Below are 23,500 nucleotides of genomic sequence, written 5' to 3'. Positions count from 1 at the left end.
TATTTTTTTTAGCCGATGTAACCCGGCTACTTGTTTTCATTCATATCATCACAGATTAACTTTTCATGATACTGCTACCGCAGATTTACAATCTGTTCATAGAATTAAGTAGACCCTACATTAAGCCTTAATTGTCAAGGGAATATCACCTTAAAATTCAATAAACAAATCTTGTAACCTTAGAACTTATTGCCCCGTAGAAGCAAGTATATCCATTAGGAATAAAGATTTTCATAGTTAGGTTTATTGGTGAGGTTGATAGAGAGGGAGCGGTAATTTTACTACTCCCTTTCTTTATTTATACGGACGAAAATTAATTCCTTATCGATGTTAAGTATTAAAATAAACTCCATTTTCAACAGGTTTATATAAAATCCTTAGTTTTGATACCATAAGTTATCACAATTTTCCTTATGAACAGAATGCATCCTTTCCGTCAAGTTTCATTATTCCTTTTTCTTTCTGTTATCCTTTTATCCGCATGCAAAAAGGAACAGTCTATTGTTTCAGGGCCAGACATAGCAAGAACTGTCTATTGGACGGTTAATGAAGGTACCGATGGTGGTGCTATTATGAAAGGAACTACAGATGCAAGTGGAAAAAGCAAAGTAGAAGTTTTGTATAACACCCCGGATGGGGTGAGAATCCCTTGGGGAATTGCAGTAGATACTATTAGAAACTATGTTTACTGGATCAACGGTTATAACTCCTTGACAAACGATATGGATGTGGTAAGGGCGCCATTAAGTGGGAATGGACCTTTAGAAGTAATTTTTAGCAAAGATTATAAGACTAACTTTTTCATCGATTTGGTTCTTGATACTGAATCGAATTTACTATATCTTACGAATTCCGTAAGTGAAGACCGACCACTCAATCCAGCTGAGGGTCCACGTGTCAATAAGGCCGAAATCTATAAAATAAGCCTTAACCAGCCGCAAAGCTCGGCACCACTTTACACTATTAATACAGAAGCCTCAATTTCAGATGTCAAATTAGACAAAGCAAACGGAAAAATCTACTGGGCCATGGGGATTATAAAGGACACCGGAATTAATAATGGTTCGGCAAAAATCATGCAGGGAAGCATAAACGGTCAGCAAAGCCCGATTGTGCTTTTTGATCAAACGGATGGATTGCTTTACTGTTGGAACATTGCGGTTGACGGAAAAAATCAAAAAATCTATATTAATTCGTTTGACGGCGAACCCACTCCTTCCGGAATGCAAAAGGAAAGCGGTATGATCCTTCAGGGCAACTTAGATGGAACGGGTTCCTTAAGCAAGTTGTTCCAGGAAAACTCACTACCCTTTGGTAACATTTCACAACCAGTGCTTATCCTTGATCTAGAAATGGATGTCGAAAAAAACTGCTTATACTGGATGACGAGTAAAAATGATGGGGAAATTAAGAGAATGAAGCTGTCTGATAGATTAATAGAAACAAGCTATACGGGATTAAAAAATGGATTATATTTTGATGTTTTAGGACGTTAGGGGAATCAGCGGACTTTTTACCCAGTCTTTCGATCCAAACAAGTTGCTAAAACTTCTCGGCAGTAGTAATAATATCGCTGGATTCTGAACAGAACTTGCCATAGATGTAAAAATATTTCAAAATATAGCAAACATTAGCTTTTCTTTCGTGTTATGCCTCAAACTTATCTACACAACACAAAGAACATGAAAAAGTTACTACTTCTCTTCTCCCTGACAGCTTTGTTGTCTGTAACAGGTGCAAAAGCTCAGGACTACAAGACCGCAGTAGGTTTATCAATTGATTTTGGTACAGGAGCAACGCTAGTAGGTCCTTCCATTAAGCACTTCTTCAACCCAGCTGACGCTGTTAACGCCGAAATCATATTCGGAGGCAACTCTACATTGATCCAGGGATTTTATCAGCACCATTGGCCATTGAAAGACGCTCAAGGATTAAAGTTCTATTTAGGAGGCGGTCCCGGAGTAAATTTGTATGAAGGAGGTTCAACTTTCATTCTGCGCCCTATGGCTGGTTTGGAGTACAAGATTAAAGATGCTCCTATTGCATTAAACTTTGATTGGAGACCCGGACTATTCCTTTATGATGGTGGAAGCGAATTTGAAGCCGGAAGATTCGGTATCGGAATAAAATATACCCTTAAATAAAGAGGTTGGATAAAACCACTCTTAAAACATTAAAAATGGCTGATTAGACGATGTGCTAGTCAGTCATTTTTTTTTTCTAGCGGTAGAAGCTCAAGTGATAGCAATCCTGCCCGCACCTTAAAAACACATATTATTTGATATTCTGTAAACCGGGCTTTTCAGATTTCATCTTGATTAAATCCTGATAGGCTCCATCCCAAAGGTCAATTCGTTTTTGCAACGACTTTATAGTTGCAAGTTCGGCTTCCTGCCAGAATTTTTCGTTTGATCCACAGAGGTTAGAAGTCATTTGTAAGGCTAAATGGCTGTGGTGGTCACCGTCAACCTCTATATGTCTTTCCAGGTAATACTTAAATATAGAAATGCTTCCAGGAAATTTCTTATCAATGTCATTCACTATTGAAAAGAACATTCCGGGAATCAGATCTTCCCGACCAAATGTAAATATCGCCGAGTTTAGATATACCTTATTACTTCTGATAGTGTCAAATGTAAAGTCAACAAATGCACGTGCTTTTTCAGGAGTCTGGGCAGCAGCATATGCAGCTGCAAAATCTCCGGAACGTTTCAGCTCAGTAGTAAATGCTTCAATTTCAGAGATGTCAGCTCCGCATTGCTGCATAGCATCCAGGTATTGTTCATAATGACTTTTCCTTTCACCATTGATATCTACATCAGATTCTTCACCTAATACTATCTCATTAATTAGATGCCGTGTATCGCCGTCGCCGACCGGGTACCATGGAACTGAAACACAGGTTAAGCTGTTTTGCAATGATTTTAATAGCGACATAAAGTCCCATACTGCGTAAACATGATATTTCATAAAGATCTTCAGATCATCTATATCAGAAATAGCTTCATACAATTTATGGTGAAGGATCTGTTCTCTTAATGGTTCTGTTACCGTTTTGATTTTCTGTATGTATTCGTTCATGTTCTGTTCTTATCTGGATAATAAAATTGCAAATTTCTTCTGATCCCCAACTAGACTAATCCCCTATCCTGTTCATTAAATGTTCAGTTCTTAAAAAGTGTACGAATTTGTCTTTCTAACAAACTAAAAACTAGTCCGCCCATAATAAACAAAGAGGCGAAAATTTTCCATGAGGGCAAGTCTTCCCCTAAAAATAAGGCAGAGCTTAAAAATCCTACAACCGGGATCAAAAGAGTAAAGGGAACCACAGCAGAGGCTGAGTAGTTTTTCAAAAGAAATCCCCATGCACCATAACCAATATGTGTAGAAATGTAAACAATATAAAAAACAGCAGCTATTGTTGCCCAGGAAGAACTTTGTAATGAATTAACAATTAAAGTTGGCCCTTCTATGGCAAGCGAAAGAGCAAGCATAAAAGGAAAAGCAATCATGTTTCCCCAAACTACAAGCGATAGTGGCGATTGGGCGTTAACTTTTTTCGTAAACATATTTCCCGCTGCCCATGAAAAGGCAGCAAGCAAGGTTAGTAACAGGCCAATAAAAGTAGCACCCTCACCAACGTGTGAGGCGACAATTCCAATCCCTACAAATGATATCAATGATCCAAGAATTTTCATAACACTTGGTTTGTCCTTGAAAAACAGAAATGCCAGTGCCATTGAAAAGAAAACTGAAATCTGAAGGAGAAGAGATGCAAGTCCTGGGGATAAGCCCAAATGTATTCCGGTGAAAAGAAACCCGAATTGCATAGCAAAATTGAACACACCAAAGCCTAATACAAATTTGAATGGAGCGTCGGGTTTCGGCAGAATAAACACCCAAGGTAAAGCAGAAAGCGCAAACCGTATAGCACCTAACAAAAAAGGAGGATAGCTTTTTAATCCCACAAAAACAGCAATGAAATTAGTTCCCCAAATCAAAACAATAAAGAGAACCAGAAGAAGGTGCTTTAAGCTTAAATTAGCAGTATTGCCCATAGGTCGCAAAAATAAGCATAAATAAACTTTCGTGACTTATACTACTTTTTGGTCCAGAAACTATCACCAGGCTACAAAAAACTCTAAATTTACATAACAGCTTTTACATTATGCCTTACGATTCCCAACTAGCTGACAGAGTTCGCAATTACCTTTCCGAAATACCCCAATTACAAATAGAGGAAAAGGAGATGTTTAGTGGCCTTGCATTTTTAGTAAATGACAAAATGTGCATCAATGTGAGCGGCGATGAGCTGATGTGTCGTTTTGATCCTGACTTACTAGAACAAGTAGCTGAAAGACCTGGTTTTCGTACTATGATAATGAAGGGTAAAGAGCTGAAAGGTTATGGTTACGTTGATCCGGTAGGTTTTCAGTCAAAACAGGACTTTGAGTATTGGATCAATCTGTGCATTGACTATAATGACAGAGCAAAATCTTCTAAAAAGAAGAAGCGATAGTCTCTCCATTCTTTAAGCGATTTCAATCCCCTACCCATAATAACCATGCTCATATCAAATGCAGAAAGATAACCCTGCCTTTAGTACCTTTACAGTATAATAAAGAGGCTGCAGAATGCAGACTATAAACAACATCCATTTGGAAAATGAAATCAGAACGCGAAAAAATGTTGGCTCAGGAGCTGTACTATATCAATGATCCGGAACTTGTTGAAATAAGATATAAAACCAGAGAATTGGTAGACGAGTTTAATGCAACCGGACCAAGAGATGTTAAGGAAAAAGAGGCTTTGCAAAGAAGGATCTTTGGTAGTGTTGGAGAAAACGTGCATATCGAAAAACCTATTAGAATCGATTACGGCATCAATACAAGAATTGGAAGCAACGTCTTTATAAATTTCAATTTTGTAATGCTTGACTGTTGCCCCGTTACAATTGGAAATAATGTTTTTATAGCACCAAACGTACAAATCTATACAGCAAAACATCCTATTGATCCCGAAACCCGGAATAAACATATTGGTTCTGCCTTACCGATAACCATTGGAAATGATGTCTGGATCGGAGGCAATTGTGTAATACTTCCAGGAGTAACCATTGGAGATGGCTGTACCATCGGTGCCGGAAGTCTGGTTTCAAAAAGCATCCCTCCTAATTCAATCGCAGTAGGTTCTCCTTGCAGAGTGGTGAAGCATCTCTAAGCTCAAATAGATTAAAAATAGTTTGGAGCCCCTATTGTTCTTAGTAATATCTTTGGCCTTAGGCAAAACAGTAATTATAATCCCATTCGTCTTCACGAATGGGATTATAGAGTAGCTATTAGAATTGTAAAACCGACGGAAAGGGTTTAGCAACATTTGATTCTAAAAGACTTTTACCGCTTCCATCTAAATTAGATTTGAACAGATCAAACCTTTCATTTCCTTCTATCCAGTACAATTCATGCCTCTGGTGGTTCACTCCTATCGAATTTATGAAGTTTGTGTTTGCATTATAAATCTTAGTTGGAGTGCCAGGATTTGCGATACTTGTTTTGAATATGTCCGCTCCGTCTGCAATAAATACCTCGCTATTACTGCAAATTATCAGGGGATCGGTGGAGGAAATAGCCGTTATTTGTAAGGGTATACCATCAGCAATAGAATACCTGTACACTAATGATGTCGTGGAATTGGGATCACTTTCTGTATAGAATATCGTTGTTCCGGCAGGGTCTAGGGCCAATTTTGATACCCCGCCAATGCTGCTGGAGTATACAGTCTGCATATTAGTACCATCAAGGTCGCTGGTGTTTATGGTAGAGTAATTTTCAATCCAGAAAAGTTTATCACCTGCTAAAACTACATCATTCACGCTAGCTGTACTATAAATTTCAGTTGATATTCCGGTTAATAGATCCAGGTAGCCAATTGACCCTCCAGTGCGGTAGAACACCCGGTGATTAGACTTGTCTAATGCGATACTAAACATCTGCATGCCCGAGTTTACAGGGATAAAACCGAAGGTGTTATTTGCTTGCTCAATTGCAGCTGCCAAATTGTAGTTTCCGTTGATGTAAAAGAACGTTCCCTTGGTGTTGGAATTATCAACAGCTATACTTTTCGGATTTCCGGTGGCTATATTATCAATCTCTACTTCAAGTTTTCCTGATACAGCGAAGTAGGGCACCAACACCTTTATCTGTGTTGCCGACTGGCTACCAGGCTCCGTACTTAATACACCCTCAATGTTCAAACCATTTGCGTCTTCAAACAAGACTTTCCGGGTATAGAAATAGGTATTCGCAGGCCCTACTTCTCCGAAATGTCTACCAGTTATCGTAATTTCCTGTCCATGTGCTACGTTCATATGGCTAACACTGGTTATCTCTGGGGTCGGTAATGTCACTGTGAATACACCTGTTTGTAATAGGATAGGTTTTGATGGATCTGATGGGTTGTTCAATTCAAGAGTTAAGGGGCCAGTTACCGCATCGTCTGGTACTATCAGGTCCAGTTGTTTATTATTCTTACGACCCTTTAATACATCTGCGGTCATCCCGGAGGCGCTGGTAAAATAAATCTTATTGATACTATTTAAGCCACCCCCACTAATAAAGAGTCTGCTTCCTGCCGGGCCAGCCGTTTCCGATAAGGCTGCGTCAAATACGGTAAGCTTTTTCGTGCTCAACGTGTCTCCATCAAAACGTTTGATATGGAAGGTATATTCGCCAGCTCCAAGGTAAGTAGGTAAAGTGATATTGATAGCTTCAGGACTTAATTTGTCTATAGTGAGCGGAAAACCATTCGTCGTAATTTCCACGGTATTGAAGCCTGTCCCGGTCAGGGTAATGACCTGACCTTTTAACACTGTATCACCTGGAGAAAAGCCCTCAAAAGTTAAAGGTTGCCCATCACGTATAGGACCAACAAGATCAACATTCTTTTCACAAGATGTGATTAATGCCATTACTGTTAATAATAGCGCAGCCAAGTATATTTTCATGATAAGTTCTGTTAGAATTTGAAGTTTAAGCCCAACGAGTAGTATGAGCCGGGTTTAAAGCTTGTTTCAATATAATCCGAAGTAAGCATTGGATCGTCGCTCTCATTCAAGTTGATATTTTCATACTTCCCATTCCCGTCCCCATCTCTGGCGGTCCTGAAGGGTTGGTTCAGTAAATCCTGCACGCCCACTCTTAAGGTCATTCGCTTCGTTAAACGTTGTGTGAAAGATATATCCAACAAATGCCTCCCTAGTTCATAGAGATCAGCCGTAAAATAATTTCCTGCAAAAGCTAAGCGCTGTCCTGTTATGTTGTACAAGAGCGCAACTGATGTTCCCTTTGATGGTTTGTCGTAATACAGGCCGGCGTTGAAAACAAAGGGTGTGCTTCCTTGCAGTGGTCTCGTAGATTTAGTCGTAGGGTAAATGCCGCCACCTTCATACCTGCTTGTTTTGGTGTAGAGGTAACAAGCATTAACTATCGTAGACAAATTTCTCAGAAAACGAAGACCGGTAAAATCAAGACGGTTTCTTAGTTCAACCTCTACCCCATATGCGGTGGTTTTCGGTGCATTCCAGAAATAGTTATAGTCACCCGCGAAGCCTCTTGCAGTCCCCGAAACCTTCTCAACAGCGTTATCAATCTCCTTATAATAACCACCAATAGAAATTTGCTGGCCTCGTGTCGGGTAATATTCCAGTCGAAGATCGAAATTATCAATTGTTGCATAACGCAGCGTGTCATTCCCTGTAACAATTGTACTATTAACGAAATCAAGATACTGGAGACCAGAGGCCTCCCTAAACTCCGGGCGGTTAATTGATTTACTGTAAGATGCTCTCAATTGAGTTTTATCACTCGCATGCCACGTGATGTTTATACTCGGTAGCCAGTAAAGCTTTTTTGTATTCCGCTCAAAACCAAGGGTATCTAGGCCACTGGCACCATCGTTCCTTGTAATTGGAGCAGGCTGGCCATCTCCTTGAAGGTTAACAATTTTAAGTTGATTGTAATCTGCCCTGACTCCACCATGAATAGAAACCTTGTTTTTAAACATTGGTACAGTAGCTGTTATGTAGCCAGCATGTACCCGGGACAATCCCGTATAGCCATTTTTATTAAGGTTGAAATCCCAAAGCTGAAGTCCTTTACCGACGAGCGCCGGATTAAGCCAGTCAGACATCCTTTCCCAAGGTTTGTAAGGTGCGTAATAAGGGTTAGCAGCAAACGGATAATCCTTCCCTATTCGGTGGCCCAAAACCCTGAGGTTGCTAATCCGGTCGCGAACTTCGTTATAGGAACCAATATCAATTCCGATCTTTTCTCTATTGCCAAGATGGTAGTTGATAGAGCCTGTGTAAGCTTTTTCGTCAGTGCGGTAAAAGGTCCTTGAGTTCCATACGCCCCCTAATGGTGTATTACCATAGGGGCTGCTGCCTTCAATTAAATATAGATAATACCTTCCGTCTGGTGCAACAACTGGCTGTTCCCAGGGCTTTTTCGTACCGTCAGTTACATCTAGAGTTGCATTTACAAGACGAAAATCCTTTGTATCCGGCACGTCTTCATTTGTTGCCGAGTACCCGAGCACCAGGTTCATCCTCGAGTCTCTTTTTTCATTGAACAAAAAATTACCATTTAGTTGACTAGAGTAAAGCCTTTTCTGCATATAGCTTGTCACTACGCTACGGGTAGCACCAGGTTCCTGGAAATACTGGTAACCGTCTCTAATGAAGGTCTGGTCACTGCCGTTCTGGCTGAATAAGTTCTTCCATTCCAGAGATACTTTTGGACTAAAAGCATACATAAAGTTTTGCATACCATTAAGGCGCACCCTCTCTGTATGTGTTTGCTCTTCAAAATATCCGTTATCTCTTCCACTCGAAACATTAAAATAGGTTCTCGACAAGTCTCTTTGGTTACGGGTGCGTGTGTAGCTTAACATAGAAATACTGTTGAGATAACTGCGGCCGATCCTAAACTTATTCATGTAATCAGTCACAATGCGGATATCACTGTTATTATATTTCTGTAATAAGTTATAATTTGGTTTAATCACCTTCCTACCCCATTCGTCCGAAACGTAATTCCCTTCACCATCATTACTTTTAGCCACATTTGCCTGAGGAAAACCTTTAGGTAATTGCCTGTCTTTAGCACCGAAACCAAGCCAGTCCATATCGCTACCAGCATAGGAATAGAAATTTTGGAAAGAGGAACCGGGTCTATATTGAGTTGATACCTGAATGTCAAATTGCTTTTTTTCAACCGCATGCTTTGTAGAGAGATTAATTAGCCCGGCCGTAAGTTCGCCGTAAAGTTCAGGTGAGCCAGACTTATAAGCTACGATCCGGTCTAACATATTTGTGTTCATCAAATCGTATGAAAATGAACGGGAATCTGATTCAGAACTTGGAGCGATAGTGCCATTAAGTAAAGTGACCGAATAACGAGGATCAAGGGCTCGCATTTGTATAAAGCGATCGTTGATCAGTGTTACACCAGAAAGACGTGTCATTACTTCTGCAGCACTGCGGTCCAATGATTTAACTATCTGTTCGTTAGATATGGCAGATACTACGGTGGGTGCACTTCTGATCAGTTCAATTACCTGCCGTTCGTTGGTATGCAGGGTCGGGCTTATTGAAATATTTTCAGTTTTAACCTCCACTTCATTAAGTAGCCCTTCCTCAGCATCCATCGCTATATTCACTATAAGAGTTTTTCCTGCGTTCACTGTCAGGCTTTGGAGAGTTTTTACCTTGTAACCAATAAATGAAACACGTAGGGCGTACACCCCTGCCGGTACGCTTATTGAGTAGGTGCCGTTCGCTAGCGTGGCAGTACTTTTGTTTAATTCGCTGATATACACACTTGCACCAGGCAAAGGCAGACCCTTTTCATCAGTGACTTTACCAGCTATTTTTCCGGTTTCTTGCTTTCTTTCAAGGAGCTTACGAATGATAATAGTATTATTGGCAATTTGAAAGTTAAGTGCCTGATCTTTAAGTATTATTTTTAAAGCCTGTTCAAGTTCCAAATTCTTTACGGTCACAGTTACTGGCCGTGCAGAGTTTAATACTGATTCCGGACAAATAAAATCATAACCGGTCTGATTACGTAATTTATCAAATACCTCCTTCAATGTCGCGTTCTTTTCATTTAGCGTCACTTTGGGTGCAGTGGCAGCAATGCCAGTTTGAATAAAGCAGGTTAGTAATACCAGTATCGTAAGTAAAAAGGGCTTTGGAAGCATACCACCTTTTGTTCTGTTTGGTAGATATGGGATAAGATTTGTTTGAAAATAAATGACACAGCATGCCAGGCTGCATACAATTTGTTGGTAAATTTTATACATTTGAATAGTTCGGGTTTCAATAAATAATTTGTTCTAGCAAGTAATTTTATGATCCGGATCGTCGCCAAGTACCGGTCGCACCCGGTATTTGGCTTTAAAGGATCAATGTTTTGAGCGGGACTACATTACAATGATCCTCCTTCCTTCTATTTTAAATTCAAAAAATCCGGTTAATTGTAAGGTGTTTAAAACCTCTTGTATGCTTCTTTTTCTGGAAAAGGTGCCAGTAAACCTCTCCTGGGATATATTCCCCTCATAAACCACCTCCACATCGTACCATCTTGCAATTTCACGCATCAGGCTTTCTATATTATCATTATTAAAGCGCATATAGCCTTTATGCCAGGCAATCGCTTCCTCTGTATCAGCATTACTAATACTGATGTTTCCATTTTGCAGAACTGCATTTTGTCCAGGGGCTAATATTCTGGCTTTCCCCCCAGCCCCTGAGGCTTTTACCCTTACAACCCCTTCCAATAAAGTGGTCTTCACGGCAGCTTCGTCCTGGTAGGCATTAATATTAAAATGCGTTCCCAACACTTCTACCATCTGCCCCGCGGTAATCACTTTAAAAGGTTTTGCCTTATTCTTAGCCACTTCAAAATAGGCTTCTCCCCTAAGTTGCACTTGTCTTACATTACCAGTAAATGCCGTTGGAAAAGTTAATGAAGAAGCTGAATTCAGCCAGACTCTTGATCCATCTGGCAGATTTACCTGCCATTCCCCACCTTTTGGCGTAACAATCGTGTTGAATCCACTTGAAAGGCTGTTAGACAGCCCTTTCTTAACCGTATAAGTTAATTCACCAGTTTTTAATTTACTTATGGTTACAGCACCTTGCCTGGCCAACTCACCTGGTTTCATTTCGCTAAGCATTATTTTTTCACCATCCTGCAGCGTTAGAACGGCTTGATTGCTTCCCGGAACAATTGCTGCAGTTTTTTGATCCGCTTTTAGAATATCTTGCCGCCGATAAAAGAAAAGAGCAATGGAAATACATAGGATAATTGAAGCCGCTATCCCTAGATGCTTCATGGGATAAATTTTCTTGTCGGGTGCAGGCAAGCGCTCCAGATCTTCCCAGGTGGAACTTTTCAATGACTGGTAATCAGGCTCACCTGCTTTTTCGGTTTTAGCGTCTATTTCTTTAATATACCAGCTTTCTACCAGAGCTCTTTCCGCATCCGTACAGTTACCTTCAAGGTATTTTTTTAATAAGGCATTCGCTTTTAGATCTTCCATTCTTTACTTCCGCAACTTCGGCAATCATAGTTAAGACAGCTTGCTCTGGTACTTGTGTAATACGACTGCAAAATATTTTTCAGTTTTTTCACGTCCCAAATTTTATACCTAATAAAAAAAGGTTTCAGCATAAATTATCGGCCAATAGGCTTTTGTTGTGACTAAAGACTAAGAGCGTCTTCTTAATTTTCCAGAAGGGAATTCATAACAAAAAGATAATACGGAGGAGTGTAAAGCACTGGAAATATTAAGGAGATTTGTGAACGTCGCCTTATGTTGAAGTATAAGAACCTTTCAGATAAAGAAATATTTGAGCAGCTTAAAAAGGCAGACAGAACGGCATTTTCTGAAATTTACGAGAGATATTGGGGGATTCTGTTCAGGCACGCCAGGCGAATGTTGCAAGACGATAACGAAGCAAAAGATTTAGTTCAGGACGTTTTCGCAACACTCTGGGCAGGAGCTCCCGAAATAACCTTAACAAGTTCCCTTTCTGCATACCTATATGCTTCAGTTCGTAATAAAGTTTTCAATCTAATTGAGCGGGGAAAAGTGAAGCAGAATTATCAGGCGTCGCTAGAGAACTTCATTCTCGCTGGTGAGTACACCACAGACAACGCTATTCTGGAAAAAGAGCTTGCGCGTAGAATTGAAGCTGAAATTAAACTGCTGCCGCCTAAAATGAGGGAAGTATTTGAATTAAGCCGCAAGCATCACCTCTCTTACCGCGAAATAGCATGGGAGCTTAAGATCTCAGAAAATACTGTAAAGAAGCAGATCAATAAAGCTCTAACATCACTACGGTTAAAGATTTCTGTGATTATTACGGCAGTATTTTTCCTGTTTTAAGAACAGTTAGCAGAACTAAAGCTAGCAATGATGACATCATACTTCAATAAAGGTCCTTTGATCTGCTTTGCAGGGCTCGAATGAACTTCAATTAGCACTTACCTATTAACATTATTCTCATAGTAACGTGCACAGTGCTACAATTTAAATTAAAGGCCGTGATTACAAGTTTTTAACTTTAAAAGACTTGGTGCTACTACTTTCTTAGTTCATCCAAATTAACATCCCGCTTCATCACAAAATGTGAAGAATTAGATCCTTGTGGATCTACGATATGATAGGCATTCACCAATTTCCAACCTTTCTGACCAAGAAAATTCAGGGCATCAATGGCTGAGTTAAAATCAATTACCTTACCAGCTTCGTCCTTTAAACGCTGATCCTGAAGAGAAAAGAGTTTTTGCTCTTGCCCATAGTCCATTTTAATGTTAACCTTGGTGCTGAGCAATTTTCCAGTTGCTACCACCATGCAATACTCTTCGTATGCTTTCTTAGTAGTGTCTTGAGAAAAGGCAATAAAAGGAATTGTTAGAAGTATGGATAGGATTAGTTTTTTCATAAACTAAAGTTAAGGAAATCTACGAAATTTATTCACCATTGTGGCTAATTCTAACACCCCTTCCTTTTCCTGCTAGAATCTACATACCCGCCATAAACCCGTACACCCTGGGCTGTTCCAATCCAGATTCTACCCTCCTGATCTTCTGTAATCCCTAAAAAAGGTCCCGGATGTGGTATCCTAATTCTTGTTACAGCAGGCCTTTCTTTAGATAAGGATTGTTGATCAAAGCGATAGATTGCAGATACATCCCCTCCAAATTGCGGCTTGCCGTTATACCAGGAAACAGTCCATCTATCCGCGGCAGGCAGCATTGCCGTGGTCCAAATGTTTCCTTTCTTATCCTCGTAAATATAGCCTACAAACGTCCTTGTCATATTTGAAAAAAACTTGCCATCGTAGCGCCATAATCCACTAGCGGCACCCAGCCAGATATTGCCATTTTTATCCTCTACAATACTCCAAACATTTTTAAGGGGCTGATCATTATTAGTGATCGTAGTAAATTTATCCCCATCGAAAGTGCTCGTATTTCCGCTTGTACCAAACCAAATCTTTCCTGATTTGTCTTCAAAGATCCAATTCACAACATTATTCGGAAGCCCCTCCTTCACTGTATAGTTACGAAAGGATCTTCCGTCGTAGTGGCTCACCCCTTCTGTTGTCCCGAACCAGATGTTACCAATCTTATCTTCGTAAATAGAAGTAACCTCGTTTCCCGCCAGTCCCTCTTTGGAAGTATAATTCTTAAAGGAGCTTCCATCGTAGTAATATACCCCTGCCCCGATTGAACCAAACCAGAAATTTCCCCTCCTATCCTCCAATATAGAAAAGAAGCGTGCTGAACTTACTCTACTTGTAATGTTGAAAAACGATTTTCCATCGTGACAAAAAATGCCTTCCCAGGAGGCTATCCATATATTGCCCTTTTTATCTGTTTTTATGGAACGTACAATGTTTTTAGGTATGCTTGATTTAGCGAAAGCTTGGGATTCAGATGCCGCATTTTTAGGTTCATCGACTCTTTTATCGTACTTGATACATGTGACATTAATAATAAGAATTAAGAACAGGCCATAGACCGGGTGGAGTTTTTTCATGACGTTGAATTGTTTTTGCAAACCTAAGTAGCACTGTAATTACCTTTCTAGTAAAACATTGTAAAACCAATTGTAAAAAATGTAAAATCAGATACAACCTGGGATTTGACGAGTGTTAATTCATATTTTTACGTATGAAGTTAAGGCCCGGATTTTTGTTTATTACCGCATTCCTTCTTATTGTTTGCTCACTGACTTTGTGCTTCAGTCCCAACGATACAGACTATGTTTCCGCAAGGGAGATGATTGTTATGCGGACCATTGGCCATCAAATTTTACTCAGTTCGGGAGATAGTAGTTCGAGAGTGTTAACGGTTAATAATACGGGAAACACCCAATATGAGATCCGTTTTGAGAGCAGCTTGCACTTCAATCCAGATTCTATTATAAGAATTATCCGGCAGGCTGTAAAAACTAATAACTTACCTTCTAATTATGTAGTAAACGTTATAGAATGTACGGGAAATCAAGTAGTATTCGGATTTTCAATTGTTGAAACGGAAAAGACTGATCTGGTACCCTGCAAAGAGAGGAAACAACCTGAGGCATGTTATTCTATATCCATAACATTTCAGAATTCAGCTGTTAGTTCATTAAACAATCACTATGTTTTAGGAGCGGGTGGCAGTCTGAGTGCTCTGATGCTGATTCTTTCAGGGCTAAGGATGAGAAGTAGGCAGAGAAGAATTGCAAATTGCCCCGAGGAAATGGAACAACCTAAGTCTGAAATAATTACTATTGGTAACTTTAAATTCAAAACAAAAGAGCAGTATCTGGAAATTGGAAACCAGCAAATTGACCTCTCCGACAAGGAATCAAAAATCCTGTACATCCTTGCTAATAGGCAGAATGAGCTTGTGGAAAGAGCAGAATTGCAAAAGGTTTGGGAGGATGATGGTGTGATCGTCGGGCGTAGCCTAGATATGTTTCTTTCTAAGCTGAGAAAGAAACTCGGGAATGACCCGAGGGTTCGTATTGTTAATATTCATGGACGAGGATATAAGCTGGAGGTTTGAGAAAAGATAAGAAACGGTGTTTCACTTCACTCCCTTTTCATACCTTAGAGTTATGAAAGCCTCTGCCAATATCGAATCACATTTTTTCAATGAAATTACTCTGCCCTAACTGCAATAGACCTATAACCCGTGATAACGTAAACCTAAGAACATGTATTTGCTATTGTTCTTCTTGCGACGAATTCTTTAAAGTATCAGAATTCCTCTCTCCTTTTCAACAGCTTAGCGAGGCAGAGCAGCCACGCCAGACAAGATGGAGTGTACAGATTACCGATACTGATTATATTATTAGCAGAAAATCAGCGGGTTGGTCGAATGGGAACATTTTCCTTTTATGTGTTGCCATCTTTATTATTCTTTTCCTTGCTCTCGGCTATGGTGAGGCGACCCTTTTTTTGTTTATTTTATTTGCAATAGCACTGGTCCTTGTTTTTAACTTCAATTTAAAGCATCAATTAACTATTAATACGAAAGAGCTGGTATTTATAAAACAGGTACTAAAATTCAAGTGGATTCAAAGAAAAGCTTACGGGGATTGGGATCGAGTACGAGTAGAGACAGAAGAACGTGAAAACGAAAAAGCCTATTATGTGCGCCTTTATTTTGTTAGAAGCGAATCAGTCACCTTGCCCGAAGGTAAAGACTTAGAAGAACAGCAGTGGCTTGCAAAGGAATTGTATAGGATCAAGGATGACTGCGCTCTAAATAAAGCGAAAAGATATGGAATTATGAAACTATACAACGAGGAAACGCCACTGTAATTTATTCCTATGAAAAAGTAATTTATCAAAGTATTTGCTTAGTTGCCAGGCAATTCTTCCTGTTGTACTTCCGCCAGAATAACAAAAGCGAAATGCTTCTCAAGAGCTACCCAATCTTCACCCAACTCTACCAGTAACCCTACTTTCTCTTCCTCTCCCATTCGAATACTTTCTACTGATTTAATCTCCAATTTGACGGGTTTACTTTTTATCACCAGGTTAAGAACATCTCCGGCGCTCACTTCGCCGTCTAAAATTTCTCCGAAAATTATCTGACCTCTCCCAATCAGGGGGAAGCACCCTTCGATATTAAACGCTATTACAGGTGTACGCAAGCTATAAAATGATAAAATTGAATATTTTTGGAAAGACCATTCACCACTGCTACCTTCAAAAACTGAACTCTATTAATAGAAAATCCCGTTTACTCTGTGCGCAGTCCTTTCCCCCTTTTGGTTGAAAAATCTTTTTGCAAAGCTATATATTCCCGTCAATTTATTCTAGAAATTGTAGTAAGAGGGATAAGAGGCAAGAAATATTTATATCAATTTCTATCTTTGCACCTCAAAGTTTTTCCTATTCATGGCTAAGAGAATTCTTGCATTAGACGATGATCCTGATATTTTAGATATCTATTCTATGGCATTTGGGGCAGAGGGTTATGAAGTGAAAACGCTCCTTTCCCCTGATAATCTGGCAGGTGCTATCGTTGATTTTTCTCCTGATCTGATGCTATTGGATATTAAGATCGGGGCTTTCAATGGTTTAGAAATGTGCAAAGTACTTAAACAAAGTTCTATCACAAGGGATATTCCTATTGTTATTGTTTCTGGTTTGGATTGCATTAATAGAGCTGTTGAAGAATATGCTGCCGATGCCGTGATTTCCAAGCCATTTGATCTTATTACCTTAGTTAATACAGTAGATCGTTTCCTGCTGGCTAAAGTTGTTCCTTTGGGTAGAGTTGTATTGGAAGATTAGGGTATAAGCTTATTTTCAGGTTCAATCTTCTTCATTATTTATTAATTAGCAAAGTCGGTTTCTAACCTTGCGAGGCAAGGTTTTAAGGAATAAGCCAGGATGAAAACTTTGGTAACTTGAACGAAGTTACATTATTTATAAACAGCAAATTCCTCTACCTTTACATGTAACTCTCACTGTTAATTCCTCACCGAATGCAGTTGGGTAGCTTTACTTCAATGAAGCATAATTAAGGAAAACCAGACCGCCGGAACCATTAACTGTAAAGCTTTTATTTTCTGATTGCCCCTGTTTACCATTCAAGTTGATTTCCACCTTATTTTCACCCTTTTTTAAGGGTAAGCGAACATAATAGATTTCAGAAGGAAGTGTTTGCCAATTCCGGGTATCGGCTTTTTCCGACGCTGCCGCATAAATATCAATCAAAGAAGATAATCCTTCTCTCAGCTCCTTATTCTTTGCCCCTTCTTTTCCCTTTACCACATATTGCGCCGCTTTTTTCACAGCAAGGCGACTCAACGAAGCCGACATCTCCTTTGCAAACCGTTGTTTCTGTATGGCTTGTGCCAGACTGGTGATATCCTCTACTTTCTCAGCTTTTAAAGTATCTAGCCCACCTGAAATCCTTATGGAATGATAAACCAATGGCCGTGCAACAAATTTAGGAAATGCAACATGCAGCGTATTCAAACTACCCAAGTTGCTGTCCTCGCCAAAGCTCATCGAAGCATCGAAAGGAATTTCGTTGCCCCCCGAATCAACAAAGTAAAAACCAGAAAGACCTTTAGTAAGTGAAAAGAAAAAATCCTGCTGCTCTTTTACCGGAGCCATTCCATTTTCGAAGAATACCACCAACTCTCCACCATCAGCCGGCTTAGCATGCTTGTATTTCATCCCAAATAAGCGCTCAAAGCGCATAAGCTCGTCGGTAAAGCCATTCTGATAAGCTGTTCGCAACACGTCTTTTTTCAATTGCATCGGTAGCTCCACACCATAATATTTCTGACCACTTGTATCGCGCAAATACACCTCGGCAGAATTGCGATAGGCAATAAACGCATTGTTTACATCACCTGATGTTTCGTAGATAAGTCCCTGCAACATTAACGAAAAAGCATCCTTCGAGTAGCGTTTATCTTTATTACCCACATTATCCCCGATTTGCTGATTTTGTAAGGTTATTCTCCGGGCTTCCACGATGGCCTCATCCGGTTGGTTCAGGTACAAATAATTCAGCGCTTTAAAATAATGGATCATTATGCGCTCAAAAGGTTCAGGTTTGTATTGCTGCATCATCGGATTAACAAGTAAACCTACAGCTACATCAGCGGGGTTACGGCCCTGCTCTTCCATCATACGGTCGAATTCGTTGAAAAAATAGTTGCTGGTATCATAGGCGCCCTGCAAATGAGCCAAGCGACCTTTTTCCAACATATACAAGGGTTTATTTCTCCCCGCTTTTAATAGTTTATTCGCTTCAAGTTCTTTATCTGCCTTGTGATAATTGCCCTGCATAATGCTGGCATAATACGATTGAATTCGATTATTATAGGTAGCGCAGGAGCAAAGTGACAGCACCATCAGCCACAAAACAGATAAACCTTTTCTTCTTCTAAAGAGCATGATAATAAAGGAGCTCGAAGCTCCTTATGAATAGTTGAATTAGTTTTTTACGTATTTGGTAATCTTCTTATCTCCAATCCAAACCACCTCGTTGGTTTCAAGATTGGTTAGCTCCATATTTACCTGATAGGCAACCACCTTTTGTTTTTTGTGCGCATCAACGATAGAATTGATGGAACCCTGTAAAATATAATCAGCACCTTTTTCTAAACCGAACTTCTTCATTGTAGAAGCCGATGAATTGGTTTGCTGATCTGCCCTCTCGCCCCTGATCTCTTCACGCTTTTTACCGCCCTGCACTAAGCCAACTTTCTGAGTAGAAATAAAAGAACGTTCTACATCTTTGGTGAAAGTTTCTGCATCAATGTGTTCATGTGATTTGTTTTGAAACATGCCGACAATTACAACCGGTTTCTTTCCGCTTTTCTGTTGCAAATGATTGGCTATCCAATCCGCAGTTAAAATGCTTCCGGTCATTTCTTCGGCTACCAAACGGGAATCCGTATTGTTCCAGTTCCCGCTAATGTCCATAGGCGTATTGTTATCTATCCGGGTAACCTTACGCCCGCAAGAAACCATAAAGAACAAGGCCATAGCAATGGCACAAAAGCTGAATTTACTGAGCTTCATATTTATATAAAAGTTGAATGTGTGAATAAGCTGAAAAACTATTACCAGTTGTAATAACGGAACGAGCGGAAACGACCCGGAAGGTTGCGGTAATAAAAGCCTGAATTTCTCCAATATGGAGAGTAAAAAGAATCAGACCAATAGTTGTTGTATAAGAAAGGCCGGTTCATATTTTCCTGATGTCTCCATTCGCGACGCTGGGCACGACGGGCCAAACGAGCTTCATAAAAATCATAAGCCTTGTAGGTATGTTGAGTGGTTGTACCCAAGTTTCTAGTTAATGAATCAGCTAGTGGGGCATATTTCTGAAGGCTCTCCTTGTATCGTGGATTTTGATCCGAAACCAGATTTGTTGTACTCTGCGCCCGGCTATTTAAGGCCAGAACAACACATACTATAAAGGTATATACTGCCGCTTTCATTCTGATATAATTTAATACTATAAATATAAGACGATGGTTTGAGTTATTTTGTTACACACGACGTGTATTTTATATAAAATCACCACTGTTGGTGCAAATTTAGAGGAGGTATATGGGGTACAGCATTTTATCTAAATTTATACAACCTCATATTCATTTTAGCGCTTGCTTATTTTAGTCCACCAATCCCCTCGTTTATTCTTATATGCCATTAATCCTTCATTATCTGTCCAGTAAATAGTTTCCATACAACCCAAGTCGGATTTACTTTGAGGTTGATCACTTTCAATTTCATAGAAGTTAGTTATGTTTTTCCGATTGACAATTACTGTATCCTTCCTGATTGCGCCTAGTGTCCCGTTCTTACCATTAGAAGCTGAAAAATCTTTGAACGCTATAGAGTATGAAACTTCCTTCGTTTGCGGTCGTTTAGTTACAGTGATGAGGTTTTGGTAATATACTTTGGTATCAAAGGTACTTCCCTCTGTAACAGTATAGGTCCACAATATGTGATTCGGTAAGTGTTTGATTGCGACAAATAGGTGATTTTCGGCCGCCGGAGCCATGAATGCTCCCCAACTTCTCTTTTGGATACTGTCAATCTTATAAATCATGATTGTATCAAGATCGCCTGATGGACCTTCGAAGTAAATAGTATCACCTTCTTTGAAAGAAGAAACAGGGCGAAGATCTTTTGTATTGAAGTCAAAGTCTTTCTTGTCGTACGTGCATCCAGAAATACAAAATAGTATTACTAATTTATTCATCAATCGAACCAAACAATAAACACTGGGAGATATCTTGTTATTCATCAGTCACGTCTAAACTTTGTTTCGCTTTGGCGGTGGATCCCACCTCCATGCTGTCCGTTAGAAATTATATTTAAGTGGAAGAAACAGAATTTATGAAACTAATCTTAATAGCACAGCCATAGACTTCGGATATTAGTTTAAACCTAAGCCTAGGTCTCTATATTTGTGAAGCAATCAGATATAGAGCAGGCAAAAATATGGGTTGACGCAACACCAGCGAGAGTCAGCACCAGCTATTTAAGCTGCTACTGCCAGCTTAAAAGGCTATTATTCATAACTATTCAAATCTTATTTCTGCAAAGTGAACATATAAGATCTAGACAAACCGTCAACTCCAACAAGGTAAAGTCCGGCAGCTAGGTTACTATTTAAAGATAGATCGGCTATCCCATTCTCAAACTTAACGTAGCTACTTTGTACAACAGCACCATCGCTATTAAACAGCCTCACGTGGTAGAAACCAGAAAGTTTTCCGTTTTTAATATATATCCGGTTAGTAGTTGGATTGGGATACACAAAACTTTTGCCGCTGGAATTACCCGAACTTAAACTTTTTGTTTCCAACTCAGTAACCACTCCGTTTACATCAATTTCACTAAGTCGGTAATAACTAATTCCATCGATCGGACTAAGGTCTTCAAATGAAAAAGTCCCGATACGATTATTGCTAAAAATTCTGCCCACTTCTTCGAACTCTTTTAGGTCCCGACTTCTTTCTATTAAAAAGCTATGACTGTCACTCGAAGTTAGAACCCTCCAATCAAGTCGGACAGCCCCAGCGAGGGTTTCTTTAAGGTTTACACCTGCAATTTTTACCGCAAGCACGTCAAATCTCATACTTTTAACAAATATGCCGTCTGAGTCATAAGCAGCAATTATGTTCTTATCGTCGCTTGCAATTGTAGGCCTGCTTGCACTACCGACAGACATCCAACCTGAACCCAACCAAGAAGTGGCTGTTGACCTCTTCACCGCGGGCTTGTTACCGGCGCCGTTATCTGTATAAAGTGCCAGGACCTGATTATTGCCAAAGGCAAGTTCACAGTCGGCAGAAAGAATATCAGTGGTAAATCGTGCAGTACCTACATCTGCCCAACCGCTTCCACTAACTTTTTTTACAAGGAAATTTGGAGGAAATGCGTTGGATTTGAAGTGCAAGTACGGAACATTATTTCCAAAAACCAGCGATAGGTCATGATCTCCTGAATATATCGGTGTCAAGACCGCTCCCACAACCAGCCATTTAGTGCCGTCAAATTTCTTAACGGAAACCTTATTGCCATTGACCCCGTCGACATAAGCGAGGTAAGGTGCACCTCCATTAGCCGCCAGTTTATATTTACCTCCAGAAGTAAAGACCCCGGCCGTACCCTGTAAAACCCACGCACTACCATTCACCTTCTTTACCGTTAGCTTTTTATTGGCATCAGGATCATCATAAGCTACCCAGGCAGAACCACCATCAAAGGCAAAGCTTGCCGTCCAGCTAGGAAGCGAAGAACTATAAATAGTTCCAGAGCTTAAAAGCTGCCAGTTACTGCCATCATATTTTCTTGCAATTGCACTTTGGTGATCAACATACCCAAGGTATAAGGCATTACCGCTAGTACTTAAGGTCAGGCCAGCAATGGTTCTTGCATAAATTCCTGATTTAAGGATCGTTTCCCAGGAAGTTCCATTAAATTTCTTTACGGTTACCTTATAGGTATCATTGTCCAGATAAGCTAAATAGGGCGTATTATTGAGAATTGCTAGGGCGGGTTTAATCGTACTAGCGCCAACCCCGGTTCCAGCTCCAAGTGATTTCCAAGCGTCATTTTCAAATTTTTGAACTTCTAACAGTTTATCGGAAGAAAGAACGAAAGGTGTGCGATTATAAAAAGCAATCTGAATATTATTTCCATACATTGTGAAATAACCAACGGATTCCCAATCGTTATTAATAAGCCGTTTTATAAATGCCACCGCATAAGATGCGGCCCGATAAGCAATGTAGGGTTGATCACCATCAAAAGCGATACTGCAATATTGAATATTACTTTCACTTATCGAAGCCCCTACTGTCACCCACTCGTTTCCATCGAATTTGCGAACCACCACCTTCTTTGGTGACTCTGAGTCATCCATATAAAGCACATATGGTACAGCTTTGTTAATCGCAAATGCCAAACTTACCGCTCTCCCGGGGCTAGCACTTGTAGTTCCTACTGTTTCCCACTTATTACTGTTAAATTTTTTCACAACAGCCTTGTTTCCATCAGACCCATCGCGGTAACAAACATACAGGCTTGTGTTGTCAGTACAAATTGATATATCCGTAGATGCTCCGTTACTAAATCCTGCTGAACCTATTAGTTCCCAGGTCTCTCCATTGAATTTTTGTACAGAGATTTTATTACCTTGACTGGCGTCCTGGTAAGCTACGAAGAGGCTATTTTTAAAATTTATTATTCGGGTAAAGGCCGCAGCGCCTGCAGAAAAACCCTGGTTTCCCACCAACTGCCAAGCCTTCCCATTGTATTTCTTTACAGTAACTTTTGAGGAAGCGTTACCGTCAGTATAAACAATGTAAATTGCAGACTCATCGGCCGTTATATCAGAATAAGAAATAGATCCTTCTGAAATTGGACCATCGCCGATAAGCTGCCATGTCTCACTTTCATATTTTTTTACATAAGCTCTCCTGCTGTTATTATCCCTATAAGAAACGTAGGGAATTCCATTTCGAAGAAATAGTGATGGATAAGCATTGTCGAAATAAGTAGCAAAGGGAGTAATTCTGTTGTTATCATCTGGCCCTAAAGATTGCCAGGTTTGGGCGTGTGTAACGGTAAAAAAACAAAGCAGTGTAAGGAGGTGTAGAGCTTTCTTCATTAATGTGATAAAATTAGAAGGGCAAATATAGCCTTTTTTACCCCTCTTCTTAGTGTTTCATTTTCCGAGCGGGCCTGAAAATAGGCGAAAAAAAAATCAAACTGGGTGTTTTATTTTGCACCCTTCTTCCCCTGCTTCTTCACTTTATCGGGTTTTTCGAATTGTTGAAATCCTTCTCAAAGAACTCATAATTGTAAAAGGTATCACTAGATTTTATCTTCCCAAAAACCAGAATCTCGCAATAGCTGTTACTGGTAGCATTATTATTG

General features: G+C 39.8%; 21 protein-coding genes. 8 read left to right on the top strand and 13 right to left on the bottom strand.

Annotation, left to right across the window (positions count from 1 at the left end; genetic code table 11):
- Nucleotides 1–413: 413 nt before the first annotated feature.
- Together J4N25_RS01125 and J4N25_RS01120 are read left to right on the top strand one after the other, a co-directional pair.
- Nucleotides 414–1,496, top strand: coding sequence for a hypothetical protein (locus tag J4N25_RS01125; protein WP_207420299.1), 1,083 nt, complete (start codon nt 414–416; stop codon nt 1,494–1,496).
- 186 nt (nt 1,497–1,682) lie between these two features.
- Nucleotides 1,683–2,144 carry a hypothetical protein gene (locus tag J4N25_RS01120; protein ID WP_207420298.1) on the top strand — a complete coding sequence of 154 codons (462 nt, stop codon included), beginning with the start codon at nt 1,683–1,685 and terminating at the stop codon, nt 2,142–2,144.
- A gap of 130 nt (nt 2,145–2,274) precedes the next feature.
- Here the strand turns inward: J4N25_RS01120 and J4N25_RS01115 are convergent, their stop codons facing one another.
- Both J4N25_RS01115 and J4N25_RS01110 read right to left on the bottom strand, forming a co-directional pair.
- Nucleotides 2,275–3,081: a DUF3050 domain-containing protein gene (locus J4N25_RS01115; protein ID WP_207420297.1), complete on the bottom strand. Its 807-nt coding sequence runs from the start codon at nt 3,079–3,081 to the stop codon at nt 2,275–2,277.
- Between the two features lie 83 nt (nt 3,082–3,164).
- Nucleotides 3,165–4,058, bottom strand: a complete 894-nt coding sequence (locus J4N25_RS01110) for an EamA family transporter (protein WP_207420296.1) — start codon at nt 4,056–4,058, stop codon at nt 3,165–3,167.
- Nucleotides 4,059–4,168: 110 nt separating this feature from the next.
- On the opposite strand from J4N25_RS01110, the gene J4N25_RS01105 reads away from it, so the two are divergent.
- Together J4N25_RS01105 and J4N25_RS01100 are read left to right on the top strand one after the other, a co-directional pair.
- Entirely contained in the window at nt 4,169–4,519 is a 351-nt protein-coding gene (locus J4N25_RS01105; RefSeq protein ID WP_207420295.1) for a TfoX/Sxy family protein, read from the top strand.
- A gap of 146 nt (nt 4,520–4,665) precedes the next feature.
- Entirely contained in the window at nt 4,666–5,220 is a 555-nt protein-coding gene (locus tag J4N25_RS01100) for a sugar O-acetyltransferase (RefSeq protein ID WP_207420294.1), read from the top strand.
- 118 nt (nt 5,221–5,338) lie between these two features.
- Here the strand turns inward: J4N25_RS01100 and J4N25_RS01095 are convergent, their stop codons facing one another.
- The 3 genes from J4N25_RS01095 to J4N25_RS01085 all read right to left on the bottom strand — a co-directional run bounded on the left by J4N25_RS01095 (nt 5,339) and on the right by J4N25_RS01085 (nt 11,604).
- Nucleotides 5,339–7,003, bottom strand: coding sequence for an IPT/TIG domain-containing protein (locus tag J4N25_RS01095; protein WP_207420293.1), 1,665 nt, complete (start codon nt 7,001–7,003; stop codon nt 5,339–5,341).
- 11 nt (nt 7,004–7,014) lie between these two features.
- Nucleotides 7,015–10,362, bottom strand: a complete 3,348-nt coding sequence (locus J4N25_RS01090; RefSeq protein WP_207420292.1) for a TonB-dependent receptor — start codon at nt 10,360–10,362, stop codon at nt 7,015–7,017.
- A 120-nt stretch (nt 10,363–10,482) separates the two neighbouring features.
- On the bottom strand, nt 10,483–11,604 hold the full coding sequence (locus J4N25_RS01085; protein WP_207420291.1) for a FecR family protein: 1,122 nt from the start codon (nt 11,602–11,604) through the stop codon (nt 10,483–10,485).
- A 273-nt stretch (nt 11,605–11,877) separates the two neighbouring features.
- On the opposite strand from J4N25_RS01085, the gene J4N25_RS01080 reads away from it, so the two are divergent.
- Nucleotides 11,878–12,453 (top strand): RNA polymerase sigma factor, encoded by a 576-nt coding sequence (locus tag J4N25_RS01080; protein WP_207420290.1) that lies wholly within the window; start codon nt 11,878–11,880, stop codon nt 12,451–12,453.
- Nucleotides 12,454–12,649: 196 nt separating this feature from the next.
- Here the strand turns inward: J4N25_RS01080 and J4N25_RS01075 are convergent, their stop codons facing one another.
- Nucleotides 12,650–13,012 carry a hypothetical protein gene (locus tag J4N25_RS01075; RefSeq protein WP_207420289.1) on the bottom strand — a complete coding sequence of 121 codons (363 nt, stop codon included), beginning with the start codon at nt 13,010–13,012 and terminating at the stop codon, nt 12,650–12,652.
- 50 nt (nt 13,013–13,062) lie between these two features.
- Nucleotides 13,063–14,112 carry a ligand-binding sensor domain-containing protein gene (locus J4N25_RS01070; protein WP_207420288.1) on the bottom strand — a complete coding sequence of 350 codons (1,050 nt, stop codon included), beginning with the start codon at nt 14,110–14,112 and terminating at the stop codon, nt 13,063–13,065.
- Between the two features lie 134 nt (nt 14,113–14,246).
- Here J4N25_RS01070 and J4N25_RS01065 point away from each other — a divergent pair, with 134 nt between their 5' ends.
- Together J4N25_RS01065 and J4N25_RS01060 are read left to right on the top strand one after the other, a co-directional pair.
- Nucleotides 14,247–15,128 carry a winged helix-turn-helix domain-containing protein gene (locus J4N25_RS01065; RefSeq protein ID WP_207420287.1) on the top strand — a complete coding sequence of 294 codons (882 nt, stop codon included), beginning with the start codon at nt 14,247–14,249 and terminating at the stop codon, nt 15,126–15,128.
- A gap of 89 nt (nt 15,129–15,217) precedes the next feature.
- Nucleotides 15,218–15,889 (top strand): hypothetical protein, encoded by a 672-nt coding sequence (locus J4N25_RS01060; RefSeq protein WP_207420286.1) that lies wholly within the window; start codon nt 15,218–15,220, stop codon nt 15,887–15,889.
- 38 nt (nt 15,890–15,927) lie between these two features.
- On the opposite strand, the gene J4N25_RS01055 is transcribed toward J4N25_RS01060, so the two are convergent.
- Nucleotides 15,928–16,224, bottom strand: a complete 297-nt coding sequence (locus J4N25_RS01055; RefSeq protein WP_207420285.1) for a hypothetical protein — start codon at nt 16,222–16,224, stop codon at nt 15,928–15,930.
- 247 nt (nt 16,225–16,471) lie between these two features.
- Here J4N25_RS01055 and J4N25_RS01050 point away from each other — a divergent pair, with 247 nt between their 5' ends.
- On the top strand, nt 16,472–16,870 hold the full coding sequence (locus tag J4N25_RS01050; RefSeq protein WP_207420284.1) for a response regulator: 399 nt from the start codon (nt 16,472–16,474) through the stop codon (nt 16,868–16,870).
- Between the two features lie 210 nt (nt 16,871–17,080).
- Here the strand turns inward: J4N25_RS01050 and J4N25_RS01045 are convergent, their stop codons facing one another.
- The 5 genes from J4N25_RS01045 to J4N25_RS01025 form a co-directional block, all read right to left on the bottom strand.
- Nucleotides 17,081–18,493, bottom strand: coding sequence for a COG3014 family protein (locus J4N25_RS01045; RefSeq protein ID WP_207420283.1), 1,413 nt, complete (start codon nt 18,491–18,493; stop codon nt 17,081–17,083).
- Between the two features lie 39 nt (nt 18,494–18,532).
- Entirely contained in the window at nt 18,533–19,123 is a 591-nt protein-coding gene (locus tag J4N25_RS01040) for a penicillin-binding protein activator LpoB (RefSeq protein ID WP_207420282.1), read from the bottom strand.
- Nucleotides 19,124–19,164: 41 nt separating this feature from the next.
- The gene (locus J4N25_RS01035) at nt 19,165–19,545 is read right to left on the bottom strand and encodes a hypothetical protein (protein WP_207420281.1); all 381 of its coding nucleotides are present in this window, start codon (nt 19,543–19,545) and stop codon (nt 19,165–19,167) included.
- Nucleotides 19,546–19,703: 158 nt separating this feature from the next.
- Nucleotides 19,704–20,312, bottom strand: coding sequence for a hypothetical protein (locus J4N25_RS01030; protein ID WP_207420280.1), 609 nt, complete (start codon nt 20,310–20,312; stop codon nt 19,704–19,706).
- Between the two features lie 333 nt (nt 20,313–20,645).
- Nucleotides 20,646–23,231, bottom strand: coding sequence for a T9SS type A sorting domain-containing protein (locus tag J4N25_RS01025; protein ID WP_207420279.1), 2,586 nt, complete (start codon nt 23,229–23,231; stop codon nt 20,646–20,648).
- Between the last annotated feature and the right edge of the window lie 269 nt (nt 23,232–23,500).

It is taken from the genome of Desertivirga brevis, from assembly GCF_017355835.1.
The sequence above is the reverse complement of the archived record's forward strand: the minus strand, read 5'-3'. Positions and strand labels throughout refer to the sequence as shown.

Bases quoted from the DNA above. Each gene is read 5' to 3' on its own strand.
- J4N25_RS01125 (WP_207420299.1), top strand. From the start codon at position 414: ATGAACAGAATGCATCCTTTCCGTCAAGTTTCATTATTCCTTTTTCTT.
- J4N25_RS01120 (WP_207420298.1), top strand. From the start codon at position 1,683: ATGAAAAAGTTACTACTTCTCTTCTCCCTGACAGCTTTGTTGTCTGTA.
- J4N25_RS01115 (WP_207420297.1), bottom strand. From the start codon at position 3,081: ATGAACGAATACATACAGAAAATCAAAACGGTAACAGAACCATTAAGA.
- J4N25_RS01110 (WP_207420296.1), bottom strand. From the start codon at position 4,058: ATGGGCAATACTGCTAATTTAAGCTTAAAGCACCTTCTTCTGGTTCTC.
- J4N25_RS01105 (WP_207420295.1), top strand. From the start codon at position 4,169: ATGCCTTACGATTCCCAACTAGCTGACAGAGTTCGCAATTACCTTTCC.
- J4N25_RS01100 (WP_207420294.1), top strand. From the start codon at position 4,666: ATGAAATCAGAACGCGAAAAAATGTTGGCTCAGGAGCTGTACTATATC.
- J4N25_RS01095 (WP_207420293.1), bottom strand. From the start codon at position 7,003: ATGAAAATATACTTGGCTGCGCTATTATTAACAGTAATGGCATTAATC.
- J4N25_RS01090 (WP_207420292.1), bottom strand. From the start codon at position 10,362: ATGTATAAAATTTACCAACAAATTGTATGCAGCCTGGCATGCTGTGTC.
- J4N25_RS01085 (WP_207420291.1), bottom strand. From the start codon at position 11,604: ATGGAAGATCTAAAAGCGAATGCCTTATTAAAAAAATACCTTGAAGGT.
- J4N25_RS01080 (WP_207420290.1), top strand. From the start codon at position 11,878: ATGTTGAAGTATAAGAACCTTTCAGATAAAGAAATATTTGAGCAGCTT.
- J4N25_RS01075 (WP_207420289.1), bottom strand. From the start codon at position 13,012: ATGAAAAAACTAATCCTATCCATACTTCTAACAATTCCTTTTATTGCC.
- J4N25_RS01070 (WP_207420288.1), bottom strand. From the start codon at position 14,112: ATGAAAAAACTCCACCCGGTCTATGGCCTGTTCTTAATTCTTATTATT.
- J4N25_RS01065 (WP_207420287.1), top strand. From the start codon at position 14,247: ATGAAGTTAAGGCCCGGATTTTTGTTTATTACCGCATTCCTTCTTATT.
- J4N25_RS01060 (WP_207420286.1), top strand. From the start codon at position 15,218: ATGAAATTACTCTGCCCTAACTGCAATAGACCTATAACCCGTGATAAC.
- J4N25_RS01050 (WP_207420284.1), top strand. From the start codon at position 16,472: ATGGCTAAGAGAATTCTTGCATTAGACGATGATCCTGATATTTTAGAT.
- J4N25_RS01045 (WP_207420283.1), bottom strand. From the start codon at position 18,493: ATGCTCTTTAGAAGAAGAAAAGGTTTATCTGTTTTGTGGCTGATGGTG.
- J4N25_RS01040 (WP_207420282.1), bottom strand. From the start codon at position 19,123: ATGAAGCTCAGTAAATTCAGCTTTTGTGCCATTGCTATGGCCTTGTTC.
- J4N25_RS01035 (WP_207420281.1), bottom strand. From the start codon at position 19,545: ATGAAAGCGGCAGTATATACCTTTATAGTATGTGTTGTTCTGGCCTTA.
- J4N25_RS01030 (WP_207420280.1), bottom strand. From the start codon at position 20,312: ATGAATAAATTAGTAATACTATTTTGTATTTCTGGATGCACGTACGAC.
- J4N25_RS01025 (WP_207420279.1), bottom strand. From the start codon at position 23,231: ATGAAGAAAGCTCTACACCTCCTTACACTGCTTTGTTTTTTTACCGTT.